Annotated in this window: 23 protein-coding genes; 18 read left to right on the forward strand and 5 right to left on the reverse strand. The window is 38.0% G+C overall.

Annotation, left to right across the window (positions count from 1 at the left end):
• Positions 1 to 13: 13 nt before the first annotated feature.
• The 4 genes from ACFX4E_RS17030 to ACFX4E_RS17045 all read left to right on the forward strand — a co-directional run bounded on the left by ACFX4E_RS17030 (position 14) and on the right by ACFX4E_RS17045 (position 5,724).
• Positions 14 to 1,375, forward strand: a complete 1,362-nt coding sequence (locus tag ACFX4E_RS17030) for a purine-cytosine permease family protein (RefSeq protein WP_377237967.1) — start codon at positions 14 to 16, stop codon at positions 1,373 to 1,375.
• Between the two features lie 208 nt (positions 1,376 to 1,583).
• Positions 1,584 to 4,196 carry a helicase-related protein gene (locus tag ACFX4E_RS17035; protein WP_377237966.1) on the forward strand — a complete coding sequence of 871 codons (2,613 nt, stop codon included), beginning with the start codon at positions 1,584 to 1,586 and terminating at the stop codon, positions 4,194 to 4,196.
• Between the two features lie 41 nt (positions 4,197 to 4,237).
• Positions 4,238 to 4,504 (forward strand): hypothetical protein, encoded by a 267-nt coding sequence (locus ACFX4E_RS17040; protein WP_377237965.1) that lies wholly within the window; start codon positions 4,238 to 4,240, stop codon positions 4,502 to 4,504.
• Between the two features lie 299 nt (positions 4,505 to 4,803).
• Positions 4,804 to 5,724, forward strand: coding sequence for a 1,4-dihydroxy-2-naphthoate polyprenyltransferase (locus ACFX4E_RS17045; protein ID WP_025752322.1), 921 nt, complete (start codon positions 4,804 to 4,806; stop codon positions 5,722 to 5,724).
• 41 nt (positions 5,725 to 5,765) lie between these two features.
• On the opposite strand, the gene ACFX4E_RS17050 is transcribed toward ACFX4E_RS17045, so the two are convergent.
• A complete protein-coding gene (locus ACFX4E_RS17050; protein WP_377258616.1) occupies positions 5,766 to 6,941 on the reverse strand; it encodes a DHHA1 domain-containing protein in 1,176 nt (391 codons plus the stop codon).
• Positions 6,942 to 7,051: 110 nt separating this feature from the next.
• On the opposite strand from ACFX4E_RS17050, the gene ACFX4E_RS17055 reads away from it, so the two are divergent.
• The 3 genes from ACFX4E_RS17055 to ACFX4E_RS17065 all read left to right on the forward strand — a co-directional run bounded on the left by ACFX4E_RS17055 (position 7,052) and on the right by ACFX4E_RS17065 (position 11,065).
• Entirely contained in the window at positions 7,052 to 9,199 is a 2,148-nt protein-coding gene (locus tag ACFX4E_RS17055; RefSeq protein ID WP_377237963.1) for a YhgE/Pip family protein, read from the forward strand.
• A 64-nt stretch (positions 9,200 to 9,263) separates the two neighbouring features.
• Positions 9,264 to 9,641: a PH domain-containing protein gene (locus ACFX4E_RS17060; RefSeq protein WP_014460184.1), complete on the forward strand. Its 378-nt coding sequence runs from the start codon at positions 9,264 to 9,266 to the stop codon at positions 9,639 to 9,641.
• Positions 9,642 to 9,865: 224 nt separating this feature from the next.
• Complete coding sequence (locus tag ACFX4E_RS17065; RefSeq protein ID WP_377237962.1) at positions 9,866 to 11,065, forward strand: MFS transporter; 1,200 nt, start codon at positions 9,866 to 9,868, stop codon at positions 11,063 to 11,065.
• Between the two features lie 69 nt (positions 11,066 to 11,134).
• Here the strand turns inward: ACFX4E_RS17065 and ACFX4E_RS17070 are convergent, their stop codons facing one another.
• Positions 11,135 to 12,007 carry a selenium metabolism-associated LysR family transcriptional regulator gene (locus tag ACFX4E_RS17070; RefSeq protein WP_028408587.1) on the reverse strand — a complete coding sequence of 291 codons (873 nt, stop codon included), beginning with the start codon at positions 12,005 to 12,007 and terminating at the stop codon, positions 11,135 to 11,137.
• 344 nt (positions 12,008 to 12,351) lie between these two features.
• Between ACFX4E_RS17070 and ACFX4E_RS17075 the strand changes: the two genes are divergently transcribed.
• Genes ACFX4E_RS17075 through ACFX4E_RS17090 form a run of 4 tightly spaced genes read left to right on the forward strand, consistent with a single transcriptional unit; the run spans position 12,352 to position 16,113 of the window.
• On the forward strand, positions 12,352 to 12,741 hold the full coding sequence (locus ACFX4E_RS17075; RefSeq protein ID WP_013083081.1) for a GntR family transcriptional regulator: 390 nt from the start codon (positions 12,352 to 12,354) through the stop codon (positions 12,739 to 12,741).
• Positions 12,734 to 13,633, forward strand: coding sequence for an ABC transporter ATP-binding protein (locus ACFX4E_RS17080; RefSeq protein ID WP_048020984.1), 900 nt, complete (start codon positions 12,734 to 12,736; stop codon positions 13,631 to 13,633). The genes ACFX4E_RS17075 and ACFX4E_RS17080 overlap by 8 nt, the downstream gene beginning before the upstream one ends.
• Entirely contained in the window at positions 13,608 to 15,617 is a 2,010-nt protein-coding gene (locus ACFX4E_RS17085) for a DUF6449 domain-containing protein (protein ID WP_377258613.1), read from the forward strand. The genes ACFX4E_RS17080 and ACFX4E_RS17085 overlap by 26 nt, the downstream gene beginning before the upstream one ends.
• Before the next feature lie 16 nt (positions 15,618 to 15,633).
• Positions 15,634 to 16,113, forward strand: coding sequence for an RNA polymerase sigma factor (locus ACFX4E_RS17090; protein WP_013056972.1), 480 nt, complete (start codon positions 15,634 to 15,636; stop codon positions 16,111 to 16,113).
• Positions 16,114 to 16,161: 48 nt separating this feature from the next.
• Here ACFX4E_RS17090 and ACFX4E_RS17095 read toward each other — a convergent pair whose 3' ends face one another.
• Positions 16,162 to 16,740, reverse strand: a complete 579-nt coding sequence (locus tag ACFX4E_RS17095) for a DedA family protein (protein WP_014460178.1) — start codon at positions 16,738 to 16,740, stop codon at positions 16,162 to 16,164.
• A 164-nt stretch (positions 16,741 to 16,904) separates the two neighbouring features.
• Here ACFX4E_RS17095 and ACFX4E_RS17100 point away from each other — a divergent pair, with 164 nt between their 5' ends.
• Positions 16,905 to 18,113 (forward strand): DNA polymerase IV, encoded by a 1,209-nt coding sequence (locus ACFX4E_RS17100; protein WP_102812682.1) that lies wholly within the window; start codon positions 16,905 to 16,907, stop codon positions 18,111 to 18,113.
• Positions 18,114 to 18,269: 156 nt separating this feature from the next.
• Positions 18,270 to 18,689: an organic hydroperoxide resistance protein gene (locus tag ACFX4E_RS17105; RefSeq protein WP_098314918.1), complete on the forward strand. Its 420-nt coding sequence runs from the start codon at positions 18,270 to 18,272 to the stop codon at positions 18,687 to 18,689.
• 61 nt (positions 18,690 to 18,750) lie between these two features.
• On the opposite strand, the gene ACFX4E_RS17110 is transcribed toward ACFX4E_RS17105, so the two are convergent.
• Positions 18,751 to 19,200: a MarR family winged helix-turn-helix transcriptional regulator gene (locus tag ACFX4E_RS17110; protein WP_098333212.1), complete on the reverse strand. Its 450-nt coding sequence runs from the start codon at positions 19,198 to 19,200 to the stop codon at positions 18,751 to 18,753.
• Positions 19,201 to 19,344: 144 nt separating this feature from the next.
• On the opposite strand from ACFX4E_RS17110, the gene ACFX4E_RS17115 reads away from it, so the two are divergent.
• The 4 genes from ACFX4E_RS17115 (at position 19,345) to ACFX4E_RS17130 (ending at position 21,529) form a co-directional block, all read left to right on the forward strand.
• Positions 19,345 to 19,554, forward strand: coding sequence for a cold-shock protein (locus tag ACFX4E_RS17115; protein ID WP_013056977.1), 210 nt, complete (start codon positions 19,345 to 19,347; stop codon positions 19,552 to 19,554).
• A 291-nt stretch (positions 19,555 to 19,845) separates the two neighbouring features.
• The gene (locus tag ACFX4E_RS17120; protein WP_337134014.1) at positions 19,846 to 20,667 is read left to right on the forward strand and encodes an MBL fold metallo-hydrolase; all 822 of its coding nucleotides are present in this window, start codon (positions 19,846 to 19,848) and stop codon (positions 20,665 to 20,667) included.
• Between the two features lie 176 nt (positions 20,668 to 20,843).
• Complete coding sequence (locus tag ACFX4E_RS17125) at positions 20,844 to 21,050, forward strand: zinc ribbon domain-containing protein (RefSeq protein WP_013056980.1); 207 nt, start codon at positions 20,844 to 20,846, stop codon at positions 21,048 to 21,050.
• A gap of 2 nt (positions 21,051 to 21,052) precedes the next feature.
• Positions 21,053 to 21,529, forward strand: a complete 477-nt coding sequence (locus tag ACFX4E_RS17130) for a GNAT family N-acetyltransferase (RefSeq protein ID WP_377237961.1) — start codon at positions 21,053 to 21,055, stop codon at positions 21,527 to 21,529.
• 20 nt (positions 21,530 to 21,549) lie between these two features.
• Here ACFX4E_RS17130 and ACFX4E_RS17135 read toward each other — a convergent pair whose 3' ends face one another.
• Positions 21,550 to 22,587 carry a LysM peptidoglycan-binding and 3D domain-containing protein gene (locus tag ACFX4E_RS17135; protein WP_221840514.1) on the reverse strand — a complete coding sequence of 346 codons (1,038 nt, stop codon included), beginning with the start codon at positions 22,585 to 22,587 and terminating at the stop codon, positions 21,550 to 21,552.
• A gap of 300 nt (positions 22,588 to 22,887) precedes the next feature.
• Here ACFX4E_RS17135 and ACFX4E_RS17140 point away from each other — a divergent pair, with 300 nt between their 5' ends.
• Positions 22,888 to 25,422 (forward strand): AAA domain-containing protein, encoded by a 2,535-nt coding sequence (locus ACFX4E_RS17140; RefSeq protein WP_377237960.1) that lies wholly within the window; start codon positions 22,888 to 22,890, stop codon positions 25,420 to 25,422.
• Positions 25,423 to 25,434: the final 12 nt, after the last annotated feature.

Below are 25,434 nucleotides of genomic sequence, written 5' to 3' on the forward strand. Positions count from 1 at the left end.
AGGTGGAATAGGAATGACAACAAAAAGTGGTCTCGCCCATGATGATGTGCAGCCGATTGCAATGAATAAAAGAAGTATGGGCTTCTTCTCTACATTTTCCATGTGGATAGGAGCCAATGTGGTAGTAACGACCGTTTTTACCGGAATGCTGTTTGTACCTGATATGACCTTTTTAAAGGCATTATTTATTATTGTGCTTGGCTCTTTAGTTGGTGCGATACCGCTCGTGTTGATGGGGAATATCGGAACTCGCACTGGTCTTCCAACCATGGTTTTGATGAGACCAGCTTTTGGACAAAGAGGAGCTATGCTTCCTGCTGCTGTGAATCTTATTACATTGATCGGCTGGGCCTGGATTCAAGCCTACATGGCAGGGCTAAGTTTAAATCATGCCGTTACTTTTTTGACCGGTTACAGCAATATCAATCTATTTACAATTCTTACTCAAGTATTGGTAGTAGCTATTTCTATATACGGACATAAAGGTATTGAAGCAACGGAAAAATTAGTAGCTACGCTTATGGTCATTTTAGCAACCGTTGTGTTTAGCTATTTGTTTATCGAATTTGATGCAGCAAAATTAATTCAAATGAAAGCAAGCGAAAATCCTGGTATTACAGGAATGTTAGCTTTTGATATTGTAGTAGCTACAGCTTTTACGTGGATTCCTATTGTTTGCGATTATAACCGAAACTGTAAATCTGAAAAAACGGGCATTGCTGGCACTTATTTAGGCTATAACGTTGCGACTTTGATTGCGATGGGATTAGGCGCAACGGTTTCTGGTTTTTCAATTCTCGGAAATATGACGCAAACGTATGACCCGGTAAATTTAATTGGCGCATATAGTCCGCTGTTAGGGTTAGTAGCTGCCATCGTAATTTTTTTATCGGTGCTGTCAACCAACGTAATGGTATTGTATAGCGCGACAATGTCTTATTTATCTATTTTTCCAAAGCAGAGGTTCTGGATACCGGCACTAACCATGGGAGTTGTCACAGTCCTAGGTTCTTTATTAAAAGAGTGGTTGATGACAAATTTTCAAAGCTTTTTGCTTATGATCGGTGTATTATTTATTCCTATTATTGCGATTGTTCTTGTTGATTATTATATCATTCGCCGAAAACACTATGACGTTTCAGCTATTTTAGAAAAAGAAAATAAACTGTACTGGTATACAAAAGGCTTTAACCTTCATGTGTATGTATCTTACATAGTGGGGGCTGTATTTGCCTACTATTTTACGTACGTTCACCCGCTAGCCACAGGTGCAACGATCTTAGCTTTTTTATTTACAGGTGTTTTGCATGTATTGTTAACCAAACTTTCACAGCTTTCAATCTCTTACTCAAAAGGAATCGACAAAAATGCTTGATATACACTTAAAATAGACTGAATTATCAAAAAAATTAAAAAGCTCCTGTTTAAAGGAGCTTTTTTCGTTAAAAATAGTTAAGAAATAAGCAAAAGCAGGAAGAAGAGAGGTTCTGGATCTAGCTAAAAATAAAGTAATAACATGTATTTGATTCTGTCAGGGGTCTTTCCTATAATAAATGTAGGAAAACTTTCCAAAGGAGAATTTTATGCTCGAATTAGAGGCTATTCAAAGCAGGGCCATTGAAAAAACTAAACATACATTACTACAGGATATAAAAAGCGTGTTAGGTGAACAAGACGAATGTCCGGATTTTGAGACTTATTTAACAGACAGGCACTCTTTTATTAAAAAGGCCTGGGGAACTACGTGGAGAAAAGCAGTTGTTTCTTCTGTATCTAAAAAAAGCAGAAAGTCATATTTAACAGAGAAAGGCTTTGAGGTAAAAGGGTATAAACCTCAAGCTATCGATAAGTTATTTGCTAAAGAAACGAGAAAAGGTATGGAGTTTGATGCTTTTTCTTGGTTAAAAGAGCAGTACGGAAAGGGCAATAAAGCGGAGTGGCTATCTCTATACGGAGAAGCAAGGGCTGAATTTGCCGAAAAAGAAGAAGAAAGAAAAGAGAAAGAAAGACAGCAAAGTATTAATGATCGAAAAGCCAGATATCAATTACAGTTAAACTTAGAAGCAGCTCCTATTTTGGAAGTAAACAAAGAGCTGTATTACCTACATATAAGAGAACAGCTTTCCCATCAGCTGTCAAAAGACATTAAAACAAACTCAAAGTATATTGAAAATTATGCGCCCCATACTGAACTTGAAGATGAATTAATAGAAAACGGCGATTTAACACGTCATGATTATGAAACGGTTCATGACTTTTTTCAAGAGCTCACCGGCGGCGTAAGCTCAGAATTAGACAGATACTCAATGATTATCTTGTTTGAAACGTATGAAGATGTATACGAGGTATTTATCACCGATAAGATTTATGAAATCATTCCGACTACGATCATGGATGACCTTCCTGTTTCATTTAAAGAAGAATATAAATCTTATACAAATGCTTCAGTAACAAGAATGGATATTATAAAGGCACTTAGAAGTGATTTATCGGATTTGGTCTATGAATATAAAAAAATGCTCGTAGAAGAAAAGCTTTCCGATGTACTAGAAGTTTCAGATCACAACTTAACGATTGAAGAACATCAAGAGCGATATCAACAGCAGCTGGAAGAAAGAAGATTACAACAAGAACGTGAACGTGAAGAAAAGAAAAAGCTGATTGAAGAAGAACAGCGACAGTTAAATTATATTTTTGGTGCAGAATACGAAATGGATCCAAGAAAAGAAACGGAATACATTCTTCATCTCGGTGATACAAACACAGGAAAAACGTATACGGCATTAAAGTCATTAAAAAAAGCTGCTTCGGGTAGTTACTTAGCGCCGCTTCGCTTGTTAGCTTTAGAAGTTTTTGAAAAGCTGAACAAAGACGGAGTTGCTTGTTCGTTAAAAACAGGTGAAGAAGAAAAGATTGTTGAAGACGCTCAGCATATGGCCGGCACCGTAGAAATGTTTAGCGAATTAGAACCTGGCGATGTAACGGTAATTGATGAAGCACAGATGATTCAAGACCGAGACCGGGGGTTTTCATGGTATAAAGCCATCACCCGAGCTAATGCCAAACAAGTTCATGTGATCGGGAGTTTAAGCATTCGAAGTATGTTAGAAGAGATGTTAGACGGTGTGATCTCAGAAATTCATGAGTACGAAAGAGATATACCTTTAAAAGTAGATCTTCGAAAGTTCAAAATTGAACAAGTGAAACCCGCAGATGCTTTAATTGTTTTCTCGCGTAAAAAAGTGCTCCAGACAGCGGCTAAGCTAGAAAAAGATGGTCATAAAGTGAGCGTGATTTATGGAAGTATGCCGCCTGAAACAAGAAGAAAACAAATTGAGCAGTTCATTAATAGAGAAACAACTGTCATTGTGTCTACAGATGCGATTGGAATGGGGTTAAACCTTCCAATTAGACGAATTGTCCTTTTAGAAAACATGAAATTTGACGGGCAAAAACGGAGATTGTTGACTTCTCAAGAGTTAAAGCAGATTGCAGGTCGTGCTGGAAGGAAGGGCCTCTACAATGTTGGAGAAGTTGCATTTGCTAAAGATGCAAAGCAAATGAGAGAACTGTTATTTTCAACAGACGAGCAAATCAGTAAATTTTCAATCGCGCCTACTTCAGATATGCTAAGAAGATTTAAAGAATATCATCATGACCTCGGAACGTTTTTTGATATGTGGGCTAAATTTAAAAATCCAAAAGGGACACAAAAATCAAATTTGGCACAAGAACGTGAACTTTATGAGGAAGTGAAAGACACGCTGATTGAAGCGAAAATGCCAATTGTTGATTTATATGGCTACTTACAGCTGCCTTTTTCAGCCAAAGAAAGCTCTTTGAAAAAGCAGTGGGTTGCCAGCATGAATGCGATTGTTAACAGAGAAGAGTTACCTGAACCAAGGATGATAGAAGGTTCACTGGAAAAGTTAGAGCTGTCTTATAAAGCGATTGGCCTGCATCTTTTATTTCTATATCGAATGGACAGAAGGCCAGAGGCTATTTACTGGGAGCGTGTCCGAGAAGAGCTTACAGATAAAATCCATAACGTATTAAGAAAAGATATGAAAAAATTTAAAAGAACGTGCAGTGCGTGTTCTAAAGACCTTCCTTGGAATCATGATCATGCCATATGCGATTCGTGTTTTCATAAAAGATTCCGCAGAAGACACGGAGACGAAGATTTTAATTACTAAGATGTAGTGATAAAAAAGAGGCTTGTACAAAATTATGTTAGTTGAAGAAAGATCCGAATGATAAAGCGTTCGGATCTTTTTATTCTGATGGTGAACATAGGTTTCATGTGTTTCGCTGCTTCCAGCTGTTGATTGGAGGGCAAGGCGAAGACTCCTGCGGAAAAAGCGGAACAGATGAGACCCCGCAGAAGCGTAAGCGACGAGGAGGCTCAGCGGCCGCCCGGGGAAAGCGAAGCCATGCACGGAAATCAACAGCGGTGTACCAAGCACCCCATACTAAATCATTTATTCCATTTGTTCATCTTTAGATGAGATTGATTTAGTTAAGTTTCAACCTCACTATTCGTATAAGCTTTTCATCTTTTTCCTATAAATTTCTGCGTCAAAGCAGATTTTTGTAGAAAAAAATCGGAAATGTATAAGCGGTCATCTTGTAAAAAGAGCAATAAATTATTATGATATAGAGTGGAACTTATATTTTAAAGAGTTCCGTGATTTTTTTGTTGGGCGGACGTGTATTGTATTAGAGTAAGTTTGCTATCATTCATTATGTTAAAAGCAGCACTTTTAAATAGAGATACGGTTCGTAATAGAAGGGAAGAGGATGATGACAAGTCATAACAAAGAAAACAAAGCTGCAGTCGAGCAGTACAGTAAAGGGAAGATTTTGTGGCAATTAACTCGTCCTCATACGCTAACAGCATCGTTTGTACCGGTTTTAATTGGAACAGTTCTAGCCATGTTTTATGGCCATGTGAATGTTTGGATGTTTCTTGCGATGCTTTTTTCATGTTTGTGGATTCAAATTGCGACGAACTTATTTAACGAGTACTATGATTTTAAACGCGGGTTAGATACAGAAGACTCCGTAGGTATCGGAGGAGCCATCGTCAGACACGGCATGAAACCGAAAACGGTATTAAATTTAGCACTGATTTCTTATGGAATTGCTCTTATTTTAGGTGTATATATATGTGCAAACAGCAGCTGGTGGCTTGCTTTAGTTGGATTAGTAGGTATGGCGATTGGTTATTTGTATACGGGCGGACCGCTTCCGATTGCGTATACGCCGTTTGGAGAATTATTTTCAGGTCTTTGTATGGGCGCGATGTTCGTATTGATTTCATTTTTTATTCAAACAAATACCGTAACGTCTGAAAGCATCTTTGTATCACTTCCGATTGCGATTTTAGTAGGTGCGATTAATTTGTCTAACAACATTCGTGATATAGAAGAAGATACAAAAGGCGGACGTCGTACGCTAGCCATTTTATTAGGTTCTAAAAATGCGATTAGATTTTTAGCTGCTTTGTTTGGCATTGCGTATATTTGGACTGTTGCATTAGTGGTATTCTTCGATATTAGCCCTTGGATTTTCTTAGTGTTTCTTAGTGCACCTAAGCCAATTCAAGCCGTACAGGCATTTGTACGCGGAGAGCTTATTGCAATGAAAGCAACTGCGCAAACCAATACGTTTTTTGGATTTACTTTGTCAATTGGATTATTAATTGGCTATTTAGTAAGCTGATTGAGTGGAAAAAGCCTGTCTTTTTAAAGACAGGCTTTTTGTTATGCTCCAGTTATTTTTTCTTTTACCGCGCTAATAAATGCGTTCATATTTTCAGAAGATGAAAAGCTGGCTTGAGCTTGTTTTGGTCCGCCGCCGCCTTTTCCATCGTAAAGCGGAAGCAATTCTTTATAAAGTTCTCCGCATTTTACCTCACTGCCGCTGTGAGCCAGCAAGACTTTTTGATCACTTGAAAAAGCAAAAAGAAGCGTCGTATCAGGTGTTTGAAGCAGCTGCTTTGTCAAAGCTTGCACATCTTTTAATGTGCGGTTTTCAAAGTGATGGTACAGAAATGAACCTTCTTTTTTGGCTTCTAAATCACTTGCTAAATAAGCTGCATTTTCATTTTTTAATTCTTCTAGTTGTTTTTGCAGCTCTTTTTGTTCAGTCTCCAATTTTTTAATGCGTTCTACAACTAATTCACGGCTTGTACTGAATTTATTGCTAATTTCTGCTACGATTTCTTGAGACTGCTGATAATCAGCTAATGCACGCATACCGCATTTGAAAAAGAGGCGTGTATTGCCGCGCTGCTTTTCTGTTTTCGTAAGTTTAATAAGGCCAAGCTCTCCAATTTGGTTCACATGCGTACCGCAGCAGGCAGAAACATCAATGCCGTCAATTTCCACAATGCGTACCACTTCGTCTTCTAGGTCGGGTACTTTGCGAAGCGCAAGGGTATGCAGATCTTCTTTTTTCACATCGTACGTTTTAATGTGACGGTTGCTGTAAATAGCGTCATTTACAACTTTTTCAATGTGTAATAACTGCTCGTGAGATAACTGAGGTACATTTAGATCGATAGAGATTGCTTCGCTTCCTAAATGAAAGCTAACGGTGTGAATATCATATGTATCGATTAATAGAGCCGAAAGTAAGTGCTGTCCGCTGTGCTGCTGCATATGATCAAAGCGGCGATGCCAGTCAATTTCACACGTGACGTTCGCTTGTGCAGGCAGTGTATCGACGAGATGATAGACTTCTCCATTTTCTTCGTAAACATCTTTTACGTCGATTCCGGCAATAGTACCGTAGTCAGAAGGCTGCCCGCCTCCTTCTGGATAAAAAGCGGTTTGTTTTAACGTTAATGCGTAGCCATTCGAAAGAGAGCGCGTCTCTATCATTTCAGTTTCCCATGTGTTTATGTAGGGATTGCTATAATAAAGTCTTTCTGTCATATTCATCATCCTTTCTAGTAAAACCATATCTAACTTTTTCTATAGTATCAGAAATATGTTTCTTCGAACATGGATAAGCTAACTTGTAACAATAAAACTGGGTGGGACATATGAAAAATACTGTTTATATTTATACGCGGGATTTAAAAAGAATTTTCACCAATTGGGCGATGATTATCATTGTGCTGACGCTTATGATTTTGCCGTCTTTTTACGCATGGTTTAATATAAAAGCATCTTGGGACCCATACGGGCGGACTGAAGGTATTGCCATTGCAGTAACGAGCGAAGATGAAGGTTCTACGATAAGAGGTCAGCACGTGAACGTGGGAAAAGATATTATTGCAACGTTAAAAAAAAATAAAACGCTTGGATGGACGTTTGTCTCAAAAGAAAAAGCTGATCACGGAGTAAAGCACGGTGACTATTATGCAAGTATTGTTATTCCAAAAGATTTTTCACAAAAGCTTGGTACCGTTCTTCAAGATCGTTTGGAAAAACCGGTCATTATTTACAAAGTGAACGAAAAAATAAACGCAGTGGCGCCTAAAATTACAAGTAAAGGAGCCAGCAGCTTAACACAACAGATCAGTGAAAAATTCGTCAAAACAGCGAATGGAGCCATTTTTTCAGTGTTTAACGAACTAGGTATTACACTGCAGCGAGATTTGCCGACCATTCAACAAGTTGAACAACGGATTTTTGAACTTGAAAATCGTCTTCCTGAAATCAAAAAAGTAATTAATGAAGCGAATGACACCACTCAAAAAGCTGGAGCCATTGTATCAAAAGCCCAGGCCGCTCTTCCTGAAGTAGAGAGACTAACAGCTGACGGCGCACAGATGACTCAGCAGCTAAACACTTTTTTAACTAAAAGCGATGAAATTTTAAAAAACGCTGAACCAACGATCAACGAAACGCTGCAGCGGGTTCAGCAACGAGCTCTCCGAGTTCAAGAATTGAAGAATCAGCTGATGGAAAAAGATATAGCACCGGCTGAAGTCAGCGCAGCAGCAGAACAGCTAAAAGGGCAGTTAACAAAACAAATTGCTGACACAGGAGAGATTCTTACACTTCTTACAGATTTAAATGCGTTATCTCAACAAAAAGTTCTTTCACCTGTTATTAATGACGTAAAAGATGTAAATACGCTTTTACAGCAGCAGCTTTCGGATGTAAACAGTCTGCATCAGCAAACAAAGAATGGGGATGTTCCAAATCAAAGCGTACTTGATAAGTTCAGCTCTCGCACCGATCAAGCTGTTTCCAGATTAAATGCGTTAACGAACTCATATTCTTCTACGATTGTGCCTGCTGTTGAACAAGCAATCAAAGAAGCGAAAGATAAAACGGCAAGCGCAAACTCACTGCTTGATGAAGCTAACAAAAGCATACCGGATGTTTCTAACGTCCTGTCTAAAACAGCGAGTGGCATCTTGCTTGGACAGCAGGAGCTTGGGAAAATAGCAAAAGATTTTCCGCGAATTGAACAAAATGTGCACAATATAGCGGATAAAATACGAGAATTTCAGCAAAAAGAAAACATTGAAGATATTATTAATTTGCTAAAAAACGACGTGCAAAAAGAAAGTGACTTTTTTGCTAAGCCGGTTCTTTTAAAAGAAGAAAGACTTTACCCGATTCCGAACTACGGCTCAGCTATGTCTCCGTTTTATACAACGCTTTGCTTGTGGGTCGGAGCTTTGCTGTTAGTTTCAATTTTAAGCGTAGAAGTAGCGGATGAAGAGCGGTTTAAAAGCTATGAAGTCTATCTTGGAAGACTTTTAACATTTTTGTCTATTGCTCTTGTGCAAGCTTTTATTGTGACGCTAGGCGATTTATTTTTAATCAACACGTACGTCGTAGATAAAGTGCCTTTTATTTTTTTAGGCTTGCTGTGCAGCTTCGTGTTTATGACGATTGTCTATACGCTTGTAGCGATATTTGGCAATGCAGGAAAAGCGATGGCGATTGTTTTGCTTGTACTTCAGCTTTCCGCTGCAGGCGGTACATTTCCGATTCAAGTCGTGCCTGCTTTTTTTCAAGCACTCAATCCATTTTTGCCATTTACCTACGCAATAAGCATGATGAGAGAAGTGGTAGGAGGCATGTTAGCGGATATTGTAAGAAAAGATGTTACCGTTTTACTTTGCATTTGGCTTGGCGTGCTGCTGGTTGGCATTTTTCTTCATAAGCCTCTTAGTAAAACGAGCGCAAAATTAACAAAAAAAGCGCGTGAAAGTAAATTAATTCATTAAAAAAACGTTTTGGGTTTCCAGACAGAACAAAATGCGGTAGTGTAGATATAAAGGAGTGATAAGCATGGGTATATTAGATGGACTATTAGGAAATGCATCAGAAGCAGATATAAGAGGAACTGAAAAAGATTTACAAAACATTTTAATTGCCAACGAGCGAGTGGAACAAGCATATAAAGTCATTCGCGATTTGATGGTGTTTACGACGAAACGCTTAATTATCGTTGATAAGCAAGGAGTGACGGGAAAGAAAACAGATTATCATTCCATTCCTTATAAGACGATTACCCATTTTAGCGTAGAAACTGCTGGAACGTTCGATTTAGATGCGGAATTAAATATCTGGGTATCGGGTTCTAGCGCGCCGATTTCAAAAGAATTCCGTAAAGATAAAAGCATTTACGACGTGCAAAAAGTATTAGCATCTTATGTATTAGATTAAAAAAGTTGAGCCATGAAAAACTGGCTCGACTTTTTTTATGTGTACGTAAAACGAGAAAGCATAACAGTCTTGCATACAGTCGGTTGAAAATACTCCGGCTTTTGTCCATTCCTATTTTTACTTCACTCATTACTGAAATGTATGAAAACGATTTACATAATGAATTATACAGAATAAAAAAACCGTGATATGCTTTTTTTAGAGAAAAAAGGAAGTGACCAACTGTGAGTTATACCGTAATTGGAACATCAGCTTTTCGCAAAACAAATGTTGCGCTTTTTGCAGCAGGCTTTAACACATTTTCGATTTTATATTGTACACAGGCCATTTTACCCGAATTTTCTAGAGAATTCGGGATATCTCCGGCGTTTGCCAGCTTATCTCTTTCGTTAACAACCATCACTCTAGCCGTTAGCATGCTTTTTTTAGGTTCTTTATCAGAAGTGTGGGGACGAAAGAAACTGATGGGTCTATCGTTAATTTTTGCGTCATTGCTATGCATCATGACAGCATTTAGCTCTACCTTTGAAACGCTGTTAGTCTTTCGCGTCATTCAAGGAATCGTTTTAGCAGGGCTTCCTTCTGTGGCCATGGCTTACTTAGGAGAAGAAATTGAACCAGGGAGTTTAGGAAAAGCGATGGGGATTTATATAAGCGGAAACGCCTTTGGAGGTGTAGCGGGAAGGCTTATGACAGGGGTGCTCACGGAATATTTTAACTGGTCGGTAGCTCTTGATGTTGTAAGCGCAATCAGCTTATTGGCCACATTTGTTTTTTTTATGAACTTGCCTGATTCACAGAACTTTACTTCTCGGTCATTTGAACTTAGGCAGCTTACCGGTTCTCTTCGGAGTCATCTTCAAGATAAAGGGATGCTTTGTCTTTTTGCTATTGGTTTTGCACTGCTTGGAAGTAACGCAGCTTTATACAATTATATTGGATACGCTTTATCCGCTCCTCCGTATTCTTGGAATCATACGCTTGTAAGTTTTATTTTTGTTATTTTCTTTGTTGGAGTATTCAGCTCAGTCTGGATGGGGACGCTGGCGGATCGATATGGCCGGAAGAAAGTGCTGTTATGTACGATTGCTGTTACGCTTATAGGTTCAATCGTTACGCTGCATCCGATTTTATGGATAAAAATTACCGGGCTTTTGCTGCTGACCTTTGGCTTTTTCGGAAGTCACTCCATCGCAAGCAGCTGGGTAGGAAGAAGAGCAACGCATGACAAAGCTCAGGCTTCGTCTTTGTATTTGTTTTTTTACTATGCAGGATCAAGCATTGGAGGGACGGTGGCTGGATTATGCTGGAGTGCGTACGGCTGGAAAGGTGTGATTGCTTTAATTGGTGTGTTTCTTACAACAGCCTTTTTCTTAGCTGTTCGCTTATCAAAAATGCCGGCTCAGCAGACGCATGTTCACTAAAAAAGAATGTAAAGACATGTATGGCTATTTACTAAAAAAGACTTTCCACTCAGTGTGGAAAGTCTTTTTTTAGTTTAAAAGCTGAATAAAAAGCTCCGCCACTTTTTTATGAGCGCTGTTAGCAGGATAGATATAAGAAAAACGGCGCTTAAAAGGAGCGGTGTTAACGTTGAGAATCGATAGGTGCTTTTGTGCTACATCTTCTTTAATAGCACAAAGCGACAGCACAGACATTCCTAAATTATGAACAATTGCTTCTTTAATTCCTTGATTGCTGCTGATCGTTAGCATGCTTTTCATTTTTAAACCGTTGGACATTAAAACGTGATCTAAATATTCTCTTGTTCCAGAGCCTTTTTCACGCGCTACCCACCGCTGATTTTGTAAATCATCAATTTCTACTTTTTTAAGCTGAGCTAAAGGGTGATCCACTGACGCAACGATGGCAAGCTCATCGTCCATAAAGGACTGAATATGTAAGTCGGACTCTTCCGTGTGTCCTTCAATAAGTCCTACATCTACTTTGAAATGACGAACAAGCTGAGCGATTTCCTTTGTATTACCGATAGTCACTTCTACATCAATATCAGGATATTGTTCACGAAGCTTTGCTAAAAATGAAGGAAGAATATATTCGCCAATCGTAAAACTGGCGCCAATCGTTAGCATTCCTTTGACACGGTGATGGTGTTCATAAATATCTCGTTTCGTATGCTCATATATCTGAATCATTTGTTTAGCACGATCGTATAAAATTTCGCCGCTGGGTGTGATTTTTAACATTTTAGGTGAACGCAGGAACAGGGAAGTTTGAAATTCTTTTTCAAGATTTTTGATGTGTACGCTTACGCTTGGCTGTGAAATCATTAACTTTTCCGCAGCTTTTGTAAAGCTTTGCTCTTCTACAACAGAAACAAACGTCTTTAACGCATCATAGTACATAGAGTATGGCTCCTTTTATATTAAAAAAATTAATTATAAACATTATAAAACATTATTATGGTAATAACTAGAGGCACCTGGGTAAGAAAAACAAAATGAGGTGCTGATTTAAAGGAGTACTTTGGCTTCTAACGAAGGCAGCCCGCGCAATTTGTTTACAGTTATTTGCATTTCATCTATAAAGCTATTAAACACTTTTTTGTCATCTATTTGTAACAAAAGTAAAAAAAGTACTTGTTTTTTCCAAAAAACATACTATAATATTAACTGTAATACGATAAGTAATACAGTTAATACACCTAGTACACACATCATGATTTTGGGTAGATGAAGGGAGGCAGACTATGTTCGATTTAGATATTCGTAGTCGCAAGCCGATATACGAGCAATTAGTAGATAAATTGAAAGAGCTTATTATTCATGAAGTCTTTAAGGCCGATCAAAAGCTTCCATCTGTTCGGCTGTTAGCAAAAGAATTAACGATTAATCCAAATACAATTCAAAAAGCGTATCGTGAACTAGAACATCAGAATTATATTTATTCAGTTCCAGGCAAAGGAAGTTTTGTAACGCCTCAAGTTGATACACTAAATAACGAGAAGGTGAAAAAGATGAAAGAAGAATTAGTAAAACTGTTGGCAGAAGCTATGTATTTAGGGATGGATAAAGATGAAATTCTATCACTTATTTCACAGGCTGAAAAAGCAGTAAAAGGAGGAAGCGATAGTGATTGAACTGAAGGCGATAAAAAAAGAGTTTGAAGAAATGGAAGCTCTAAGAGACGTCACGCTTTCTATAAAAAAAGGATCTATTTACGGACTGCTTGGCTCGAACGGGGCAGGGAAAACAACGCTATTAAAAATCATTGCAGGTATTTACAAGCAAGATCACGGGAAAATCGCAATAGACGGCGAGGAAGTATTTGAAAACGTTGGCTTAAAAGAACGTCTTATTTTTATGCCAGATTCTCTTTATTTTTTCCCTCAAACAACGATTAAGCAATTAGCGTCTTTTTATAGAAGCGTCTATCCGACTTGGAACGAAGAGCGGTTTCAAAAATTAAAAGAAGCTTTCCCAATTCAATTACATAAAAAGGTACACAGAATGTCCAAGGGAATGCAGCGTCAAGTAGGTTTTTGGTTAGCGCTGTCTGCTATGCCTGATGTACTTATCTTAGATGAGCCGCTCGATGGGTTAGATGCGGTAATGCGTCAAAAAATTAAAAACCTTCTTGTCCAAGACGTGGCAGAACGGGAAATGACGATTTTAATTTCATCACATAACTTACGAGAAGTGGAAGATCTTTGTGATCATGTAGGCATCTTGCATCACGGTCAATTGTTAATTGAAAAAGAACTGGATGATTTAAAATCAGACGTGCACAAAATTCAAGTTGCATTTGAAGGAGATGTGCCGCTAGCGCTTTATGACACGCTGGACATTTTATATCAAGAAAAACGAGGAAGCGTCTTGCTTTGTATTGTTCGAGGAAAAGAAAATCACTTAGTCAACAAAGTTCGATCGTATAAGCCTTTAATTTTTGACATCTTGCCACTTACGCTGGAAGAAATCTTTATTTATGAAATGGGGGATGTGGGTTATGCAATCGAAAACATCATCGTTTAACCGAGGCATGTGGATTCAATCTATGAGAAACGTAGGATGGATTGGACTTGTATACTTGCTAGTACTGCTGTTCGCTTTACCTTTACAACTAATTTTCACTTTCACTGGAAAGGTAGACCCTTATATAGAGAAACCAGACACGTTATTTGAGGTATTTGACGGGCTGGAATTTGTGTTTATGTTTGTTGTACCAGTGTTACTCGGTATTTTCCTATTTAGGTATATACAAACGAAGATTGCGGCTGACTATATTCATAGTTTACCAATTAAGCGTTCTACGCTGTTTCATCAAAATATGCTTCTGGGCGCGTTGGTTTTAGTTGTTCCGATTTTAATTACGGGAGCCGTTACTTTTGCCGTTAAAGGAGTTTTAACGGTTGAGAATGTTTATACAACAAGAGATGTTCTAAGCTGGGTCGGGTACAGTATTCTGATTAACTTATTTGTGCTAACTGGAACTGTTTTAGCGGGAATGTTCACCGGAATGTCTGTCCTGCAAGGAATCTTTTTATACGTTCTATTTCTTCTCCCCGGCGGAATCTCTTATTTAGCTATATCCAATGTAAAGTTTTACTGGTACGGCTATGCTTATGACTATTACATGAGTAAAAATATTGACAGCCTTGTTCCATTTTCACACGTAGCGCAAATGGTAGCTCATAAAAGCTTTTCTACTAGTGTATTTGTTTATATTGGACTCATCGTCTTATTTTACATCATTGCTTTAATCACCTATCAAAAAAGAAGAGTAGAAGCTGCTACGCAAACTATTTCAGTTGGTTGGTTAAAACCGGTGTTCGTTTACGGAGTAACGGCTTGTTCACTGATGCTGGGCGGATTTTACTTTGGCAGTATGAAAGGCGAGTTTTCATGGATGGTCGTGGGCTATATTATTGGTTCATTAATAGGTTATATAGTTGCTCAAATTATTTTAAATAAAACGTGGCGTATCTTTACGAAATGGAAAGGGTATCTAGGTTTTGTTATAGCTGCAGCTATTGTAGGCTTTATTATTCATTTAGACGTGTTTGGCTATTCTACTAAAGTGCCGGCAGTTTCAGAGATTGAAAGTGTTTATTTTGACCAAGAGATGTATAGATTGACGGATAAACCTGAAAACTATGCGGATGGAAGAAGTGGCTACTACGAAGCTCCTTATTATTATACAAGTAAAGAAACGATTAAGAGCGTTCGTCAGCTGCAAAAACAAATTACATCATCTAAAGATAAGAAGATGGATCCTGAAAAACAGAGTGAAATAGAGAGCAGAAACGGGAAAATGGCGGTATTTGCTTATAAATTAAAAAATGGAAAGAAAATAGTTCGAGAATACTTTATTCCATTTTCAGACTACAAAGCTTTTTATAAAGAAATTGCGGAAACAAAAGAATACAAAGAAAATTTCCATCCACTTTTACGAACAAAAAATACGGATAAAATTAAAAGCGTGAGTTTTTCTGTTTTTGGAAAGTCAAGTGCACTTAATATTACAAATCCAGAAAAAGTGCAAGAGCTCATACATGTAGTTAAACAGTCGATGATGAACGAAACGTTTGATGAAATGTACAGCACAAAAGAAAGCTGGGCGTCAATTGATTTCATGGATGGAAAAGGACAGTATGTTCAAGAAGCATCTTGGGAGAAGTCATATAGCGAAGTAGAAGCATGGCTGAAAAAAGAGCACTTATATGAACGTGCTCGCCTTATGCCAAAGGACGTAGTAAAAACCGAAGTGTTTAAAAATTCTTCTCATCTTAAAAACGACTATCGTCTTCAAGAAGATTTTACATCTCTAACGAAGGATGAAAAATCAATTAAAGTAAAAAACAATCAGCAGGTAGAAATACTTCTTCAACGTGCTAATTTACGAGACACAGGAGATTATCTTGTTGCTTTTTATTACAAAGATCAAGTAGATACTCCTCAGGTTTACATGTTGAATGAAAATGAGCTGCCAAACGAACTAAAAGAAAAACTAAAATAACAAGGGAGAACTTATTATGTGCGGCGAGGAATTGCAAGATTATTTGAATCAGGTGCTGGCTTATTTATTGAAAAATGGCGTGAATAGACAAGATGCCGAAGATATTACGCAAGAAGTAGCATTAAAATATTTAGAAAAACAAGAAATGGTCGATCCTGAAAAAATAAAAGCTTGGATGTTTCGCGTCGCATTAAATAAACGGTGTGATTTAGGAAGACGTAAAATAGTGAAAGACCGCTATACGTCTTCTTACAAAGAAGAGCCCGTTATGTATACGCCTATTCAGCAGGTCCTCAGAAATGAAGAAGCGGCTGAATGTCAGGCGATTTTAAATAAATTGAATCCTAAGTATCGCAATTTGCTTCTATTAAAATATGGATTTGGATTTAAATATGAAGAAATTGCGGAGTTATTAAATATGCAGATGACTACGTTAAAATCAGCTCTTTACCGCGCGCGCAAATACTTTGTAAAGGGATATAATGAAGTCATTTAATATAAATGAAACAGCAGCAGTTTGTGAAAAAGAACTTTTTTACACAAACTACTGCTGTTTTTTTCGTATTTTTCTTCTTTGGACGGCATAGATAATCAAACTGATCGCACAAAAAGCTAAAGTGATCTCAATCACATCAGTATAAGAAGATGTCGTATTAAAAAAGGAACCGAAAATAAATAAAGCGAGCGTCCAAATGAAACCAAAAGAGAATGAGACTTTAATGTAATGACGATGCTTCATTCCGCTTGCTCCGAGAAAAAAAGGCATCACATGTCGCATTCCTGGTAAAAAGTAGCTTGCGATGATGGCGTGAGATCCATATTCTTGAATCGTTCGCTCAACTTTCATGACATTCTTTTCCCATCGCGGGCGTTTTAATAGCGCCAGCGCCTGAGCTGAAAACAGGCTGGCTATCAAAAATTTAAGGTATAAGCTAAGCATCATTCCGCTGTAGGTAAGTATAAAAGCTGGAATATACTGAACGGATGGAGACGTAGCCTGACTGCCTGCAAGCATAATATATACTGGGTCAGGAATCGGAGTAAGGTTGGCTCCGACTAAAATGATAAAAAAGAAATATCCGTAGCCTAATTGGTTAATGGCTCCGATAAGCTGATCAATCACGTTTTCTTCCTCCTTTCCTCATTAGAATACGAGAGAGTGACACACAGTGTTCGCTCAAAATAAAAATAAAGTATAGGTACGCACAACTTAGAAAAAAAGAGTTATAATAAATAAGAATGTACGTTCTTCTTTCGGGGATTAATTATACAGAAAGAGGTGATAGTATGAAAATGATGTACCCTAAAAACGGCAAAGTTATTCTTCATATTGATGCCAATGCTTTTTATGCATCTGTTGAAACCGCACATGATCATACGCTCAAAGATAAGCCTCTTGCTATTGCTGGCAATCCAAAGGAACGAAGAGGAATTGTTGTAACCTGTAACTATATTGCTCGTAAACGCGGAGTATATGCGCCAATGCCTCTTTGGGAAGCGAAAAGAAAATGCCCTGAGCTGGTTGTTATAAAACCTAATTTTCCATTATATCGCCAAGTGTCCAAAAACATGTTTGATTATTTAGTAACCATTTCACCTCTTTTAGAGCCTGCTTCCATTGATGAAGGCTATTTGGATATTACAAACTGTGCTGAATTAGGCTCTCCTCTTGACATAGCAAAGTCAATTCAGCAGCATTTAATACAGACGCTGCAAATTCCTGTGTCAATTGGAATCGCACCGAATAAATTTTTGGCCAAAACAGCAAGTGATATGCAAAAACCTTTAGGGATTACCGTCCTTCGAAAAAGAGATGTCCAAACCGTTCTTTGGCCAAAAGCGGTGGAGGAAATGCACGGAATCGGTAAAAAAACAGCTGAAAAGCTAAATGCGATTAAAGTGGTAACCATAGGTGATCTAGCAAACGCCGCTCCCCGTCTTCTTAAACAAACTCTCGGAGTAAAAGGAGAAGTTATGAAAGAACGAGCATGGGGCCAAGATGATCGACAGGTGAACCCTGATCGCCAATCACAGTTTAAATCTATTGGAAACTCTACGACGCTGTCTCAAAATGCAGTAGATGAACATGAAGTTCTCCCTATTTTAAATAAACTATCGCATTCCGTAAGCTCTCGTATGAAAGCGAAAAAAGTTGTAAGCAAAACGATTCAATTAACGATACGATACAGTGATTTTAAAACCATTACTCGAAGCCAAACTATTTCAACAGCAATTAGCGAGCCAAATGATCTTTTTCATTACAGTGCGGTATTATTTCAAAGGCATTGGAACGGAGAACCGATTCGTTTATTAGGCGTAGCTGCTCTTCAAGTGAGCCACCATGTTCAGGAAGAAGAACAGTTAGATTTGTTTACATATGGAGAGGAAGCAAAAAAAGAGCCTTTATACAAAGCTGTCGAAAGTTTGCGTGAAAAATATGGAGATAACATTATTCAAAGCGGTTTAAAAAAACAAAGAGGAAAAAAAGAGAGGTAACTCTCTTTTTTTGTATAAAATAATAGGTTTACACTCATTATAGAAGGGGAAGTACATTACTATCACGGTAATCAAAGTGATTACAAAATGAATTTGATTGCGACTTTTTTGATTGTCTGCAATGAAATTACATAAAATAATCTATGAGGTGATCTTATGTCAGACGTACTATTTACATCTAAAGCAACAGCGGTAGGAGGCCGAGATGGTCGAGTTAAATCAGATGATGGTATTATTGATTTAACCCTTGTAAATCCTTCTCCAAATAACAAAAAAGAAGGAACAAATCCCGAGCAGCTGTTTGCAGCAGGATATTCTGCTTGTTTTGACGGTGCTTTAAATTTAATCGCAAAGAAACAAAAAAAAGACATTGATTCGTCTATTACTGCAGAGGTAAGTCTACTAAAAGACCACACTGATGATGGCTTTAAAATTGGCGTGGTGTTAAACGCTCATATTAAAGGCGTTTCACAAGAAGTAGCTGAGAAGCTAGTAGAAGATGCACATCAATTCTGCCCGTATTCTAAAGCGACGCGTGGAAATGTTAACGTAACGTTAAACACAACGGCTGAGTAAATAAAAAACGCCTGGATTTTTCTTAAATCCAGGCGTTTTTTTATGTGCAATTTTATATGGTCTATTTTTGATTGTACGTATGCAGTGATTGCAATAACTCCTGCAGCGTTTCTTTCAGCTTTTCTAATTCTTCCTGTGACTTATTCGTCATACTAAAAACTTCTTCTGGAATATGACAAGCTTTATCACGTAAGTTTTTTCCTTTTTCGGTTAAACTAATAAAAACAACGCGTTCATCTTCATGAGAACGCTGACGAATCACTAATTCTTGATCCTGCATTCTTTTTAGCATAGGAGTAAGGGTGCCTGAATCCAAATACAGAAGTTCGCCCATTTTTTTCACGCTGAGTGTTTCATGTTCCCATAAAACAAGAAGGGCTAAATACTGCGGATAGGTTACTCCTAATTTATCGAGCAGCGGCTTGTACACCTTTGTAATTTCTCGAGACGTGGCGTAAATTGAGAAACAAAGCTGATTTTCTAGCTGCAGCTGCTTATAAAGTTGTTCCATTCATGTTGCCTCCAGTCTATTGCTTTTTATTTAATTATACACAATTAAATAGTGGTGTCCAATAACGCCGGATGAAAAAGTAATCAAGCTGTAAATAAAAAATGGGAATTTTACATATACTAAGAAAAAAAGGGAGCTGTGCACATGTATTTTGCAAAAAAAGCTGTAGAAGAAGAAGTAGATCAAATGATGGATACGACTGTATATGCGTGTCAATCTGAATCGTGTAATGGATGGATGAGAGAAGATTTTGTTACGGTTGATTATAACTGCCCGATGTGCGGAACGGAAATGTCGCAGGAAGTACGCGAGCTGCCGAAAATTAAGTACGATCACCAATTTTATAATAAATAAAAAAAGAAGCAGCTGCTTCTTTTTTTATTTTTCACTAAAATTTCATCAAGCTGCGCTAGACTAAAAACCAACATACGATGAAGGTGAGGAAGATCAGAATGAATCAAGGGAACTTTTTGAAAGGTTTATTTTGGGGAACCTTATTTAGTATTCCTATTTGGATTTCATTGTTTGGCTGGTTCCGCATTTTATCACATCTTGCATAGTTTCGTTTTATAAATCGTCATACGCGCCCTTATCTTTCTATTTCCGCTATAATAAAGGTGATAGAAAAAATAAGGAGCTGTTTTCATGATTCAATATAAAACGGAGCAAATGACGGTTTTTGAAAGCGCGCTGTTTCAAACAACATCTGCAGTGATTGAAACAAAAGATTGTGTTATTGTTGTTGATCCAACGTGGCTTCCTCACGAAATTAATGAAATTAAACAGCATGTTCAAGAGATCTCAAACCACCGCAACCTGTATGTGTTTTTTACTCACGGAGATTTTGATCACGTCATTGGGTATGGCGCTTTCTTAGAATTAAATGCCACCTTTATCGGCAGCAAATTTTTGAAACATCACCCGGACAAAGAAGAAAAAGTTCAAATGATTAAGCAGTTTGATCATGACTATTATATAAAAAGATCTCATGATATTATATTCCCAGAGTTAGATATTGTTGTAACCGAAAATGAACAGCATATTACTTTAGGCGAAACATCCATTACCTGTTATTTTGCAAAAGGTCATACAAATGATGGCCTATTTATGATTGTCGATGATTCGATATGGATTGCAGGGGATTATTTATCGGATTTTGAATATCCGTACATATATGAAAGTGTAAATGATTACCGCGACACGCTTGCCACTGCGCGACACATTTTAGCTAAGCACCAAAACCTAACGCTAGTTCCCGGGCACGGGAAAACGACACATCACCGAGCTGAAATTCAAAGACGAGTGGAGATGGCCAGCTCTTATTTAGATGAACTGCAAGCGGCAGTGAAAGAAAACAGTAAAGAAGCGCTCGATAAGCTAAATGATAAACTAGCGTTTCCTTCTGATTTCACCGCACAATGTCATCAAAAAAACGTTGAAATTATGGAAAGAGAACTCCTGTCATAGAAACCAACTGTATAGTCATACCGTTAATACTAAAAGTAAGAAACCACATTTTCTATTTCTAGGTAATGGAAAATGTGGTTTCTTTAGTTCCTTTATTTATCAATTAAATGAAACTTTTTCCTTTTCTAACCGTTTATATAAATAAGAAATTATTTTATGTATAAAGGAGTATGACAATGGGGAAAAACGGTTGTGTAAAATGCGGACATACAGAAGCACAAACAAAAGAAATTGCTACAACGGGAACGGGACTGTCTAGATACTTAGACGTTCAGCACAATCACTTTACAGTGGTATATTGCACGAACTGCGGATATTCAGAGCTATATAATAAATCATCTTCAAGAGGCAGCAATATTATTGACTTATTTTTTGGAGGATAAAGATGAATATCGACCTTGCTGAAATTGATAAAGACAGTCGCGCTTGCTATTTGAACCTGCTATTAATAGGGGATGAAGACGAAAAAGTGGTGAAGTCGTATATAAATGAAGGTTCCTTATTTACCATTGTGTATGAAAAGAAGGTGATAGGAGTTGTGCAGTGCCTCATCGATGAAGGGGAATCGGCAGTAGAAGTAAAGAATATCGGTTTAAAAGAAGCATACAGAGGAAAAGGAATCGGCAGCAAAGTCATTAACAAGTTAGAAGCATTGTATGAGTGTAACCATTATTCTAAAATGATTGTAGGAACAGCGGACTCCAGTCTTGAAAACATAGCATTTTATAAAAAGGCAGGCTTTTATCAAAATGGTGTCAGAAAGAATTTCTTTTTGCAGTATGTTCCACCGATTTACGAGAATGGCTTGCAAGCTATCGATATGATTATGTTTGAAAAAAAATTAAAAAGCAGAAGCGACTAACAAGCTTCTGCTTTTAGTGATTAATCTAAAATTTGAAGTTTTACCGTTTTGCGTCCCCAATTTAAAGCTGAGCTTTGAGATGCCATAAATAAATCAACGCGAGTACCTTTAATGGCACCGCCAGTATCTCCAGCAATTGCTTCTCCGTAACCTTCTACGTATACGCGAGAACCTAATGGAATCACGCGAGGATCAACTGCAATTACTTTTCGATTAGGATTTGACCTTAGATCGATCCCTGTAGCAGTGATTCCGCTGCAGCCTGCACAGTAAGCAGTATAAGCTGTTGCTTCAACCGTAATCTCTTTCGAAACCGACTTGCTTTCTTGCACTGGAGCAGGTGCCGGCGTTGAAGTCGACTGTGCTGAAGTTGACGGTGTTGAAGGAGCAGCAGGTGATGGCGTTGATGGTTTCGCCTGAGCTGCTGCTTGTCCGCCTACTTGTAGCACTTGATTAATGTAAATCGTATTAGACGATAAGTTATTCCACTGTTTTAATTGAGAAATTGAAATGCCGTGTCGCTGTGCTACGCTCCACATTGTATCTCCAGGCTGAACTTTGTAACTTTTACTGTTGCCAGGAGCCGGGGATGCTGGCGTTTCGTTTGTTTTTTCTTGTACAGGTGCTGAAGGTGATGATGAAACAGTTCCTGTTCCGCTTATTTTTAGTACTTGATTCACATAAATTAAATGACTAGATAAGTTATTCCACTCTTTTAGCTGCTGTACAGAAGTACCGTTGTTTTTAGCGATACGATAAAGCGTGTCGCCTGATTGTACTGTATATGTATGGTTTGAAGATGTCGTAGTTGGAGTTGAACTAGATGAAGAGTCAGTAGATGTAGATCCAATTTGTAATGTTTGGTTTGCATAAATTAATGTCGAAGAAAGACCATTCCACTTTTTTAAGTCTTCAACTGTTACATTATGCTGCTGTGAGATGCTGAATAACGTTTCTCCAGCTTTTACTTTATGCGTGTCTGTGTCAGCTGATGCTGCGTCTGCAATTCCAATTGATACTAAAGCTGTAGCCCCTAATGTAAAAATGTGTTTTTTCATCTAATATTTCTCCTTTATTTCCAATAGTTGTATCTTATTCTATCAGCAATATGTAACAAAACCATGACAAAATGGTAGGTTTTATATTACAAGTTTGTAACAATACGTCTAAAGTGATAGAAAAAACGCAGTTTTTTTACGATTATGATGAAAAAAGTCTTAATTTGTCTATAGAGATAGAATAGTAAAAAAGTATTCTGCTTTTATAAAAATGAAAAAGAAAGAAGCTATGCTATATTCAAATGACATGATAGAATAGACAAGTTAGAAATGAACGGATAAAAAGGGAGTTAGACATCTATGGAAAAACGCTCTATCTCTTCATATTTAAAAGCATGGGTGCGCGCACTTTCAATTGAGATTAATTATATGAAGAAACACGGCGGAGAAAAGTATACGGTAGGAAAAGGAGAGTACTTAGGGCAGCAGGAGGATGCGTATCTTTACCGGTTTGAACGCACAGCCGATTTATACCTTTTTGATGGAGCTCAGGTACGCCTTGTCCACCAGCATAAAGAAAGTAAAGGAGAAGTGATTGGAACAGAAGGGTTTGATCTGTACCTTAAAATAGATGCGTTTATTGGACAAGAAGTAGACGAACTCGATATATATAACGAACCATGGGAATTATTGCAGGCTCTCATTGATAGACTCACGGAATCAAAAGATTACAAGCAAAAAATAGTAAGAATCAAACGTCTTATGAGAGGCGATAGTCCTGTGCGTCATAAGGAGTATACGTCTAAGAACGCTCTTCATGAAGTGTTACTGCGAGCGCGTTATAATCGTACTACTTATATTTGGGGGCCTCCTGGAACAGGAAAAACATATACGCTGTCCAAAATCGCGGCAAGCTATTACCGGAAATCAAAGCGGATCCTTTTATTATCTCACAGTAATGCAGCGGTGGACGGTTTGCTGCAAGAAACTGCGCGTCAGTTAAAAAAGAAAGAAGCTTGGAAAAAAGGAAAACTCATTCGATACGGAGCAACAAAAAGCAGCGGCTTAGAAAATATAAAAGTAGAAGAAGTCATTGGAGAAGATGATCCGGATTTAGCTCAGGAGATGCGTGATTTACAAGAAGAACGAGTTTACTTAAGCAGGTATCCCAATAGAGCACACCAGCTTCAGCAAGTTAACAAAAAGCTAAACGCCCTTCGTAACAAGTGGATGGAAGCGGAGAAAAATGTTTTTGATCAAGCGTATATTGTAGGCACTACTTTATCAAAAGCGGCTATTGACCGATTACTTTATCAAAGTGAATTTGATATGGTTGTGGTAGACGAAATTAGCATGGCATATGCACCGCAAATTGCTTTTGCAGCTACGTTAGGAAAACGAATTGTTGTATGCGGCGATTTTAAACAGCTTCCCCCGGTATCTCAATCTTCTCATGCTGAAGTGAAGAAGTGGCTGCAGCGAGATTTATTTGAGCAGACGGGTCTTGTAGAGCAAGTAGAAAGCGGTGAGATACACCCGCATCTTTTTATGTTGACGAAGCAAAGAAGAATGCATAAAGATATCTCAGCTTTTACAAATCGCTATATTTACAGCAATCGAGTAGCAGATCATCCATCTGTCACAACAAGTCGAGAAGTAGTAGCAAGCAGCCGGCCGTTTGCTCATGAAGCAGCGCTTATGCTTAACATTGGTCATTTGCATTCTTCCGCTATGCGAGATGCTGCTTCCGGCTCACGCTACAATGTGATAACGGCTGTGTTGGCGGTAAGTTTGATGCTGCGGGCAGGCAAAGCTTCTTCGGCTACTCTTGGCTATGTGACTCCTTATAAGTCTCAAGCTAAATTGATCAATGCATTTCTTCAAGATATTGAACCAGCTAGCGATATAATTGCAGCAACCGTACACAAATTTCAAGGGGCAGAACGAGATATCATGATTTTTGACACGGTCGATACAAAGCCGCAGTCAAAACCAGGATTACTTTTAACAAATGAAAATAGCGATCGATTGGTAAATGTGGCGGTGACGCGTTCAAAAGGAAAATTCATTATGCTTTCAGACGAGTCGTTTGCCCAGCAGCGCGTACCAAAAGAGCGAGCGTTATGGAAGTTGGTCAACCACTTTAACGAAAATCAAAAAGTATACCAGCCTCAGGAATTTTTAAAAGAAGTCATTCAGCATCCTAAATTGATTTGGTATCATCCATCGAACAGCAGTCAGTTAAAAAAAGACTTATATCAAGCTCGGCAGCAGATTTTATTGTGTATTCCTTATGCTTCCCTTGTTCCTCAAGAAATACGTGATATGTTAAATTCGTTTAAAGGTGAACTGACCGTTCTTACTCGTGAACCAACAGAAGTTCGAATTGACGGCGCTCATGTCATTTCATCTCCTGTTCCGATGTCACTGCTTATCATCGATGAATCTACTATATGGATTAATATGCCTTATGGCGGAAAGAATGAAGCGTTTATGGCAGCTAGAATTGAGTCAAAGCTAGGCGCTAAACAGCTTATTCGGTCAATTGACTTTACCGAAGATAAAACAAGAAATCAAGAAACGAAAATGTATATAGAAACAAATAAACCACAATATTCTTTGAGCAATTATCTTCGCAGCTGGGATCGCTGTGAATCTTGTCAGCATATGCGAGAAGTAGAGATAACAAAAAAAGGAAAAGTAAGGTTTGTTTGCTATTATTGCGGGAAAACAAGTGGGGCAACACGTTTATTAATGGAAAAATATTTAAACTACGTGCATGCTGTATGTAAAGCATGCAAGCAGCCGATGAACGTAGATTATGATGAAAATAAAGGCGTCTACGCATGTTGTCGATCGTGCAAAAAGGAAGTTTTGCCTAGAGATTTATTGTAACTTTAGGAAAAG

The organism is Priestia sp. YIM B13491 (genome assembly GCF_042787605.1).
Lineage (GTDB): Bacteria > Bacillota > Bacilli > Bacillales > Bacillaceae_H > Priestia > Priestia megaterium_E.

What these genes read in the sequence shown, in the direction of transcription:
- ACFX4E_RS17075 (WP_013083081.1), top strand. Translation starts at nt 12,352, where the DNA reads ATGTTCGATTTAGATATTCGTAGTCGCAAGCCGATATACGAGCAATTA.
- ACFX4E_RS17045 (WP_025752322.1), top strand. Translation starts at nt 4,804, where the DNA reads ATGACAAGTCATAACAAAGAAAACAAAGCTGCAGTCGAGCAGTACAGT.
- ACFX4E_RS17060 (WP_014460184.1), top strand. Translation starts at nt 9,264, where the DNA reads ATGGGTATATTAGATGGACTATTAGGAAATGCATCAGAAGCAGATATA.
- ACFX4E_RS17130 (WP_377237961.1), top strand. Translation starts at nt 21,053, where the DNA reads ATGAATATCGACCTTGCTGAAATTGATAAAGACAGTCGCGCTTGCTAT.
- ACFX4E_RS17085 (WP_377258613.1), top strand. Translation starts at nt 13,608, where the DNA reads ATGCAATCGAAAACATCATCGTTTAACCGAGGCATGTGGATTCAATCT.
- ACFX4E_RS17070 (WP_028408587.1), bottom strand. Translation starts at nt 12,007, where the DNA reads ATGTACTATGATGCGTTAAAGACGTTTGTTTCTGTTGTAGAAGAGCAA.
- ACFX4E_RS17135 (WP_221840514.1), bottom strand. Translation starts at nt 22,587, where the DNA reads ATGAAAAAACACATTTTTACATTAGGGGCTACAGCTTTAGTATCAATT.
- ACFX4E_RS17140 (WP_377237960.1), top strand. Translation starts at nt 22,888, where the DNA reads ATGGAAAAACGCTCTATCTCTTCATATTTAAAAGCATGGGTGCGCGCA.
- ACFX4E_RS17035 (WP_377237966.1), top strand. Translation starts at nt 1,584, where the DNA reads ATGCTCGAATTAGAGGCTATTCAAAGCAGGGCCATTGAAAAAACTAAA.
- ACFX4E_RS17110 (WP_098333212.1), bottom strand. Translation starts at nt 19,200, where the DNA reads ATGGAACAACTTTATAAGCAGCTGCAGCTAGAAAATCAGCTTTGTTTC.
- ACFX4E_RS17120 (WP_337134014.1), top strand. Translation starts at nt 19,846, where the DNA reads ATGATTCAATATAAAACGGAGCAAATGACGGTTTTTGAAAGCGCGCTG.
- ACFX4E_RS17030 (WP_377237967.1), top strand. Translation starts at nt 14, where the DNA reads ATGACAACAAAAAGTGGTCTCGCCCATGATGATGTGCAGCCGATTGCA.
- ACFX4E_RS17105 (WP_098314918.1), top strand. Translation starts at nt 18,270, where the DNA reads ATGTCAGACGTACTATTTACATCTAAAGCAACAGCGGTAGGAGGCCGA.
- ACFX4E_RS17090 (WP_013056972.1), top strand. Translation starts at nt 15,634, where the DNA reads ATGTGCGGCGAGGAATTGCAAGATTATTTGAATCAGGTGCTGGCTTAT.
- ACFX4E_RS17055 (WP_377237963.1), top strand. Translation starts at nt 7,052, where the DNA reads ATGAAAAATACTGTTTATATTTATACGCGGGATTTAAAAAGAATTTTC.
- ACFX4E_RS17050 (WP_377258616.1), bottom strand. Translation starts at nt 6,941, where the DNA reads ATGACAGAAAGACTTTATTATAGCAATCCCTACATAAACACATGGGAA.
- ACFX4E_RS17100 (WP_102812682.1), top strand. Translation starts at nt 16,905, where the DNA reads ATGAAAATGATGTACCCTAAAAACGGCAAAGTTATTCTTCATATTGAT.
- ACFX4E_RS17115 (WP_013056977.1), top strand. Translation starts at nt 19,345, where the DNA reads ATGTATTTTGCAAAAAAAGCTGTAGAAGAAGAAGTAGATCAAATGATG.
- ACFX4E_RS17125 (WP_013056980.1), top strand. Translation starts at nt 20,844, where the DNA reads ATGGGGAAAAACGGTTGTGTAAAATGCGGACATACAGAAGCACAAACA.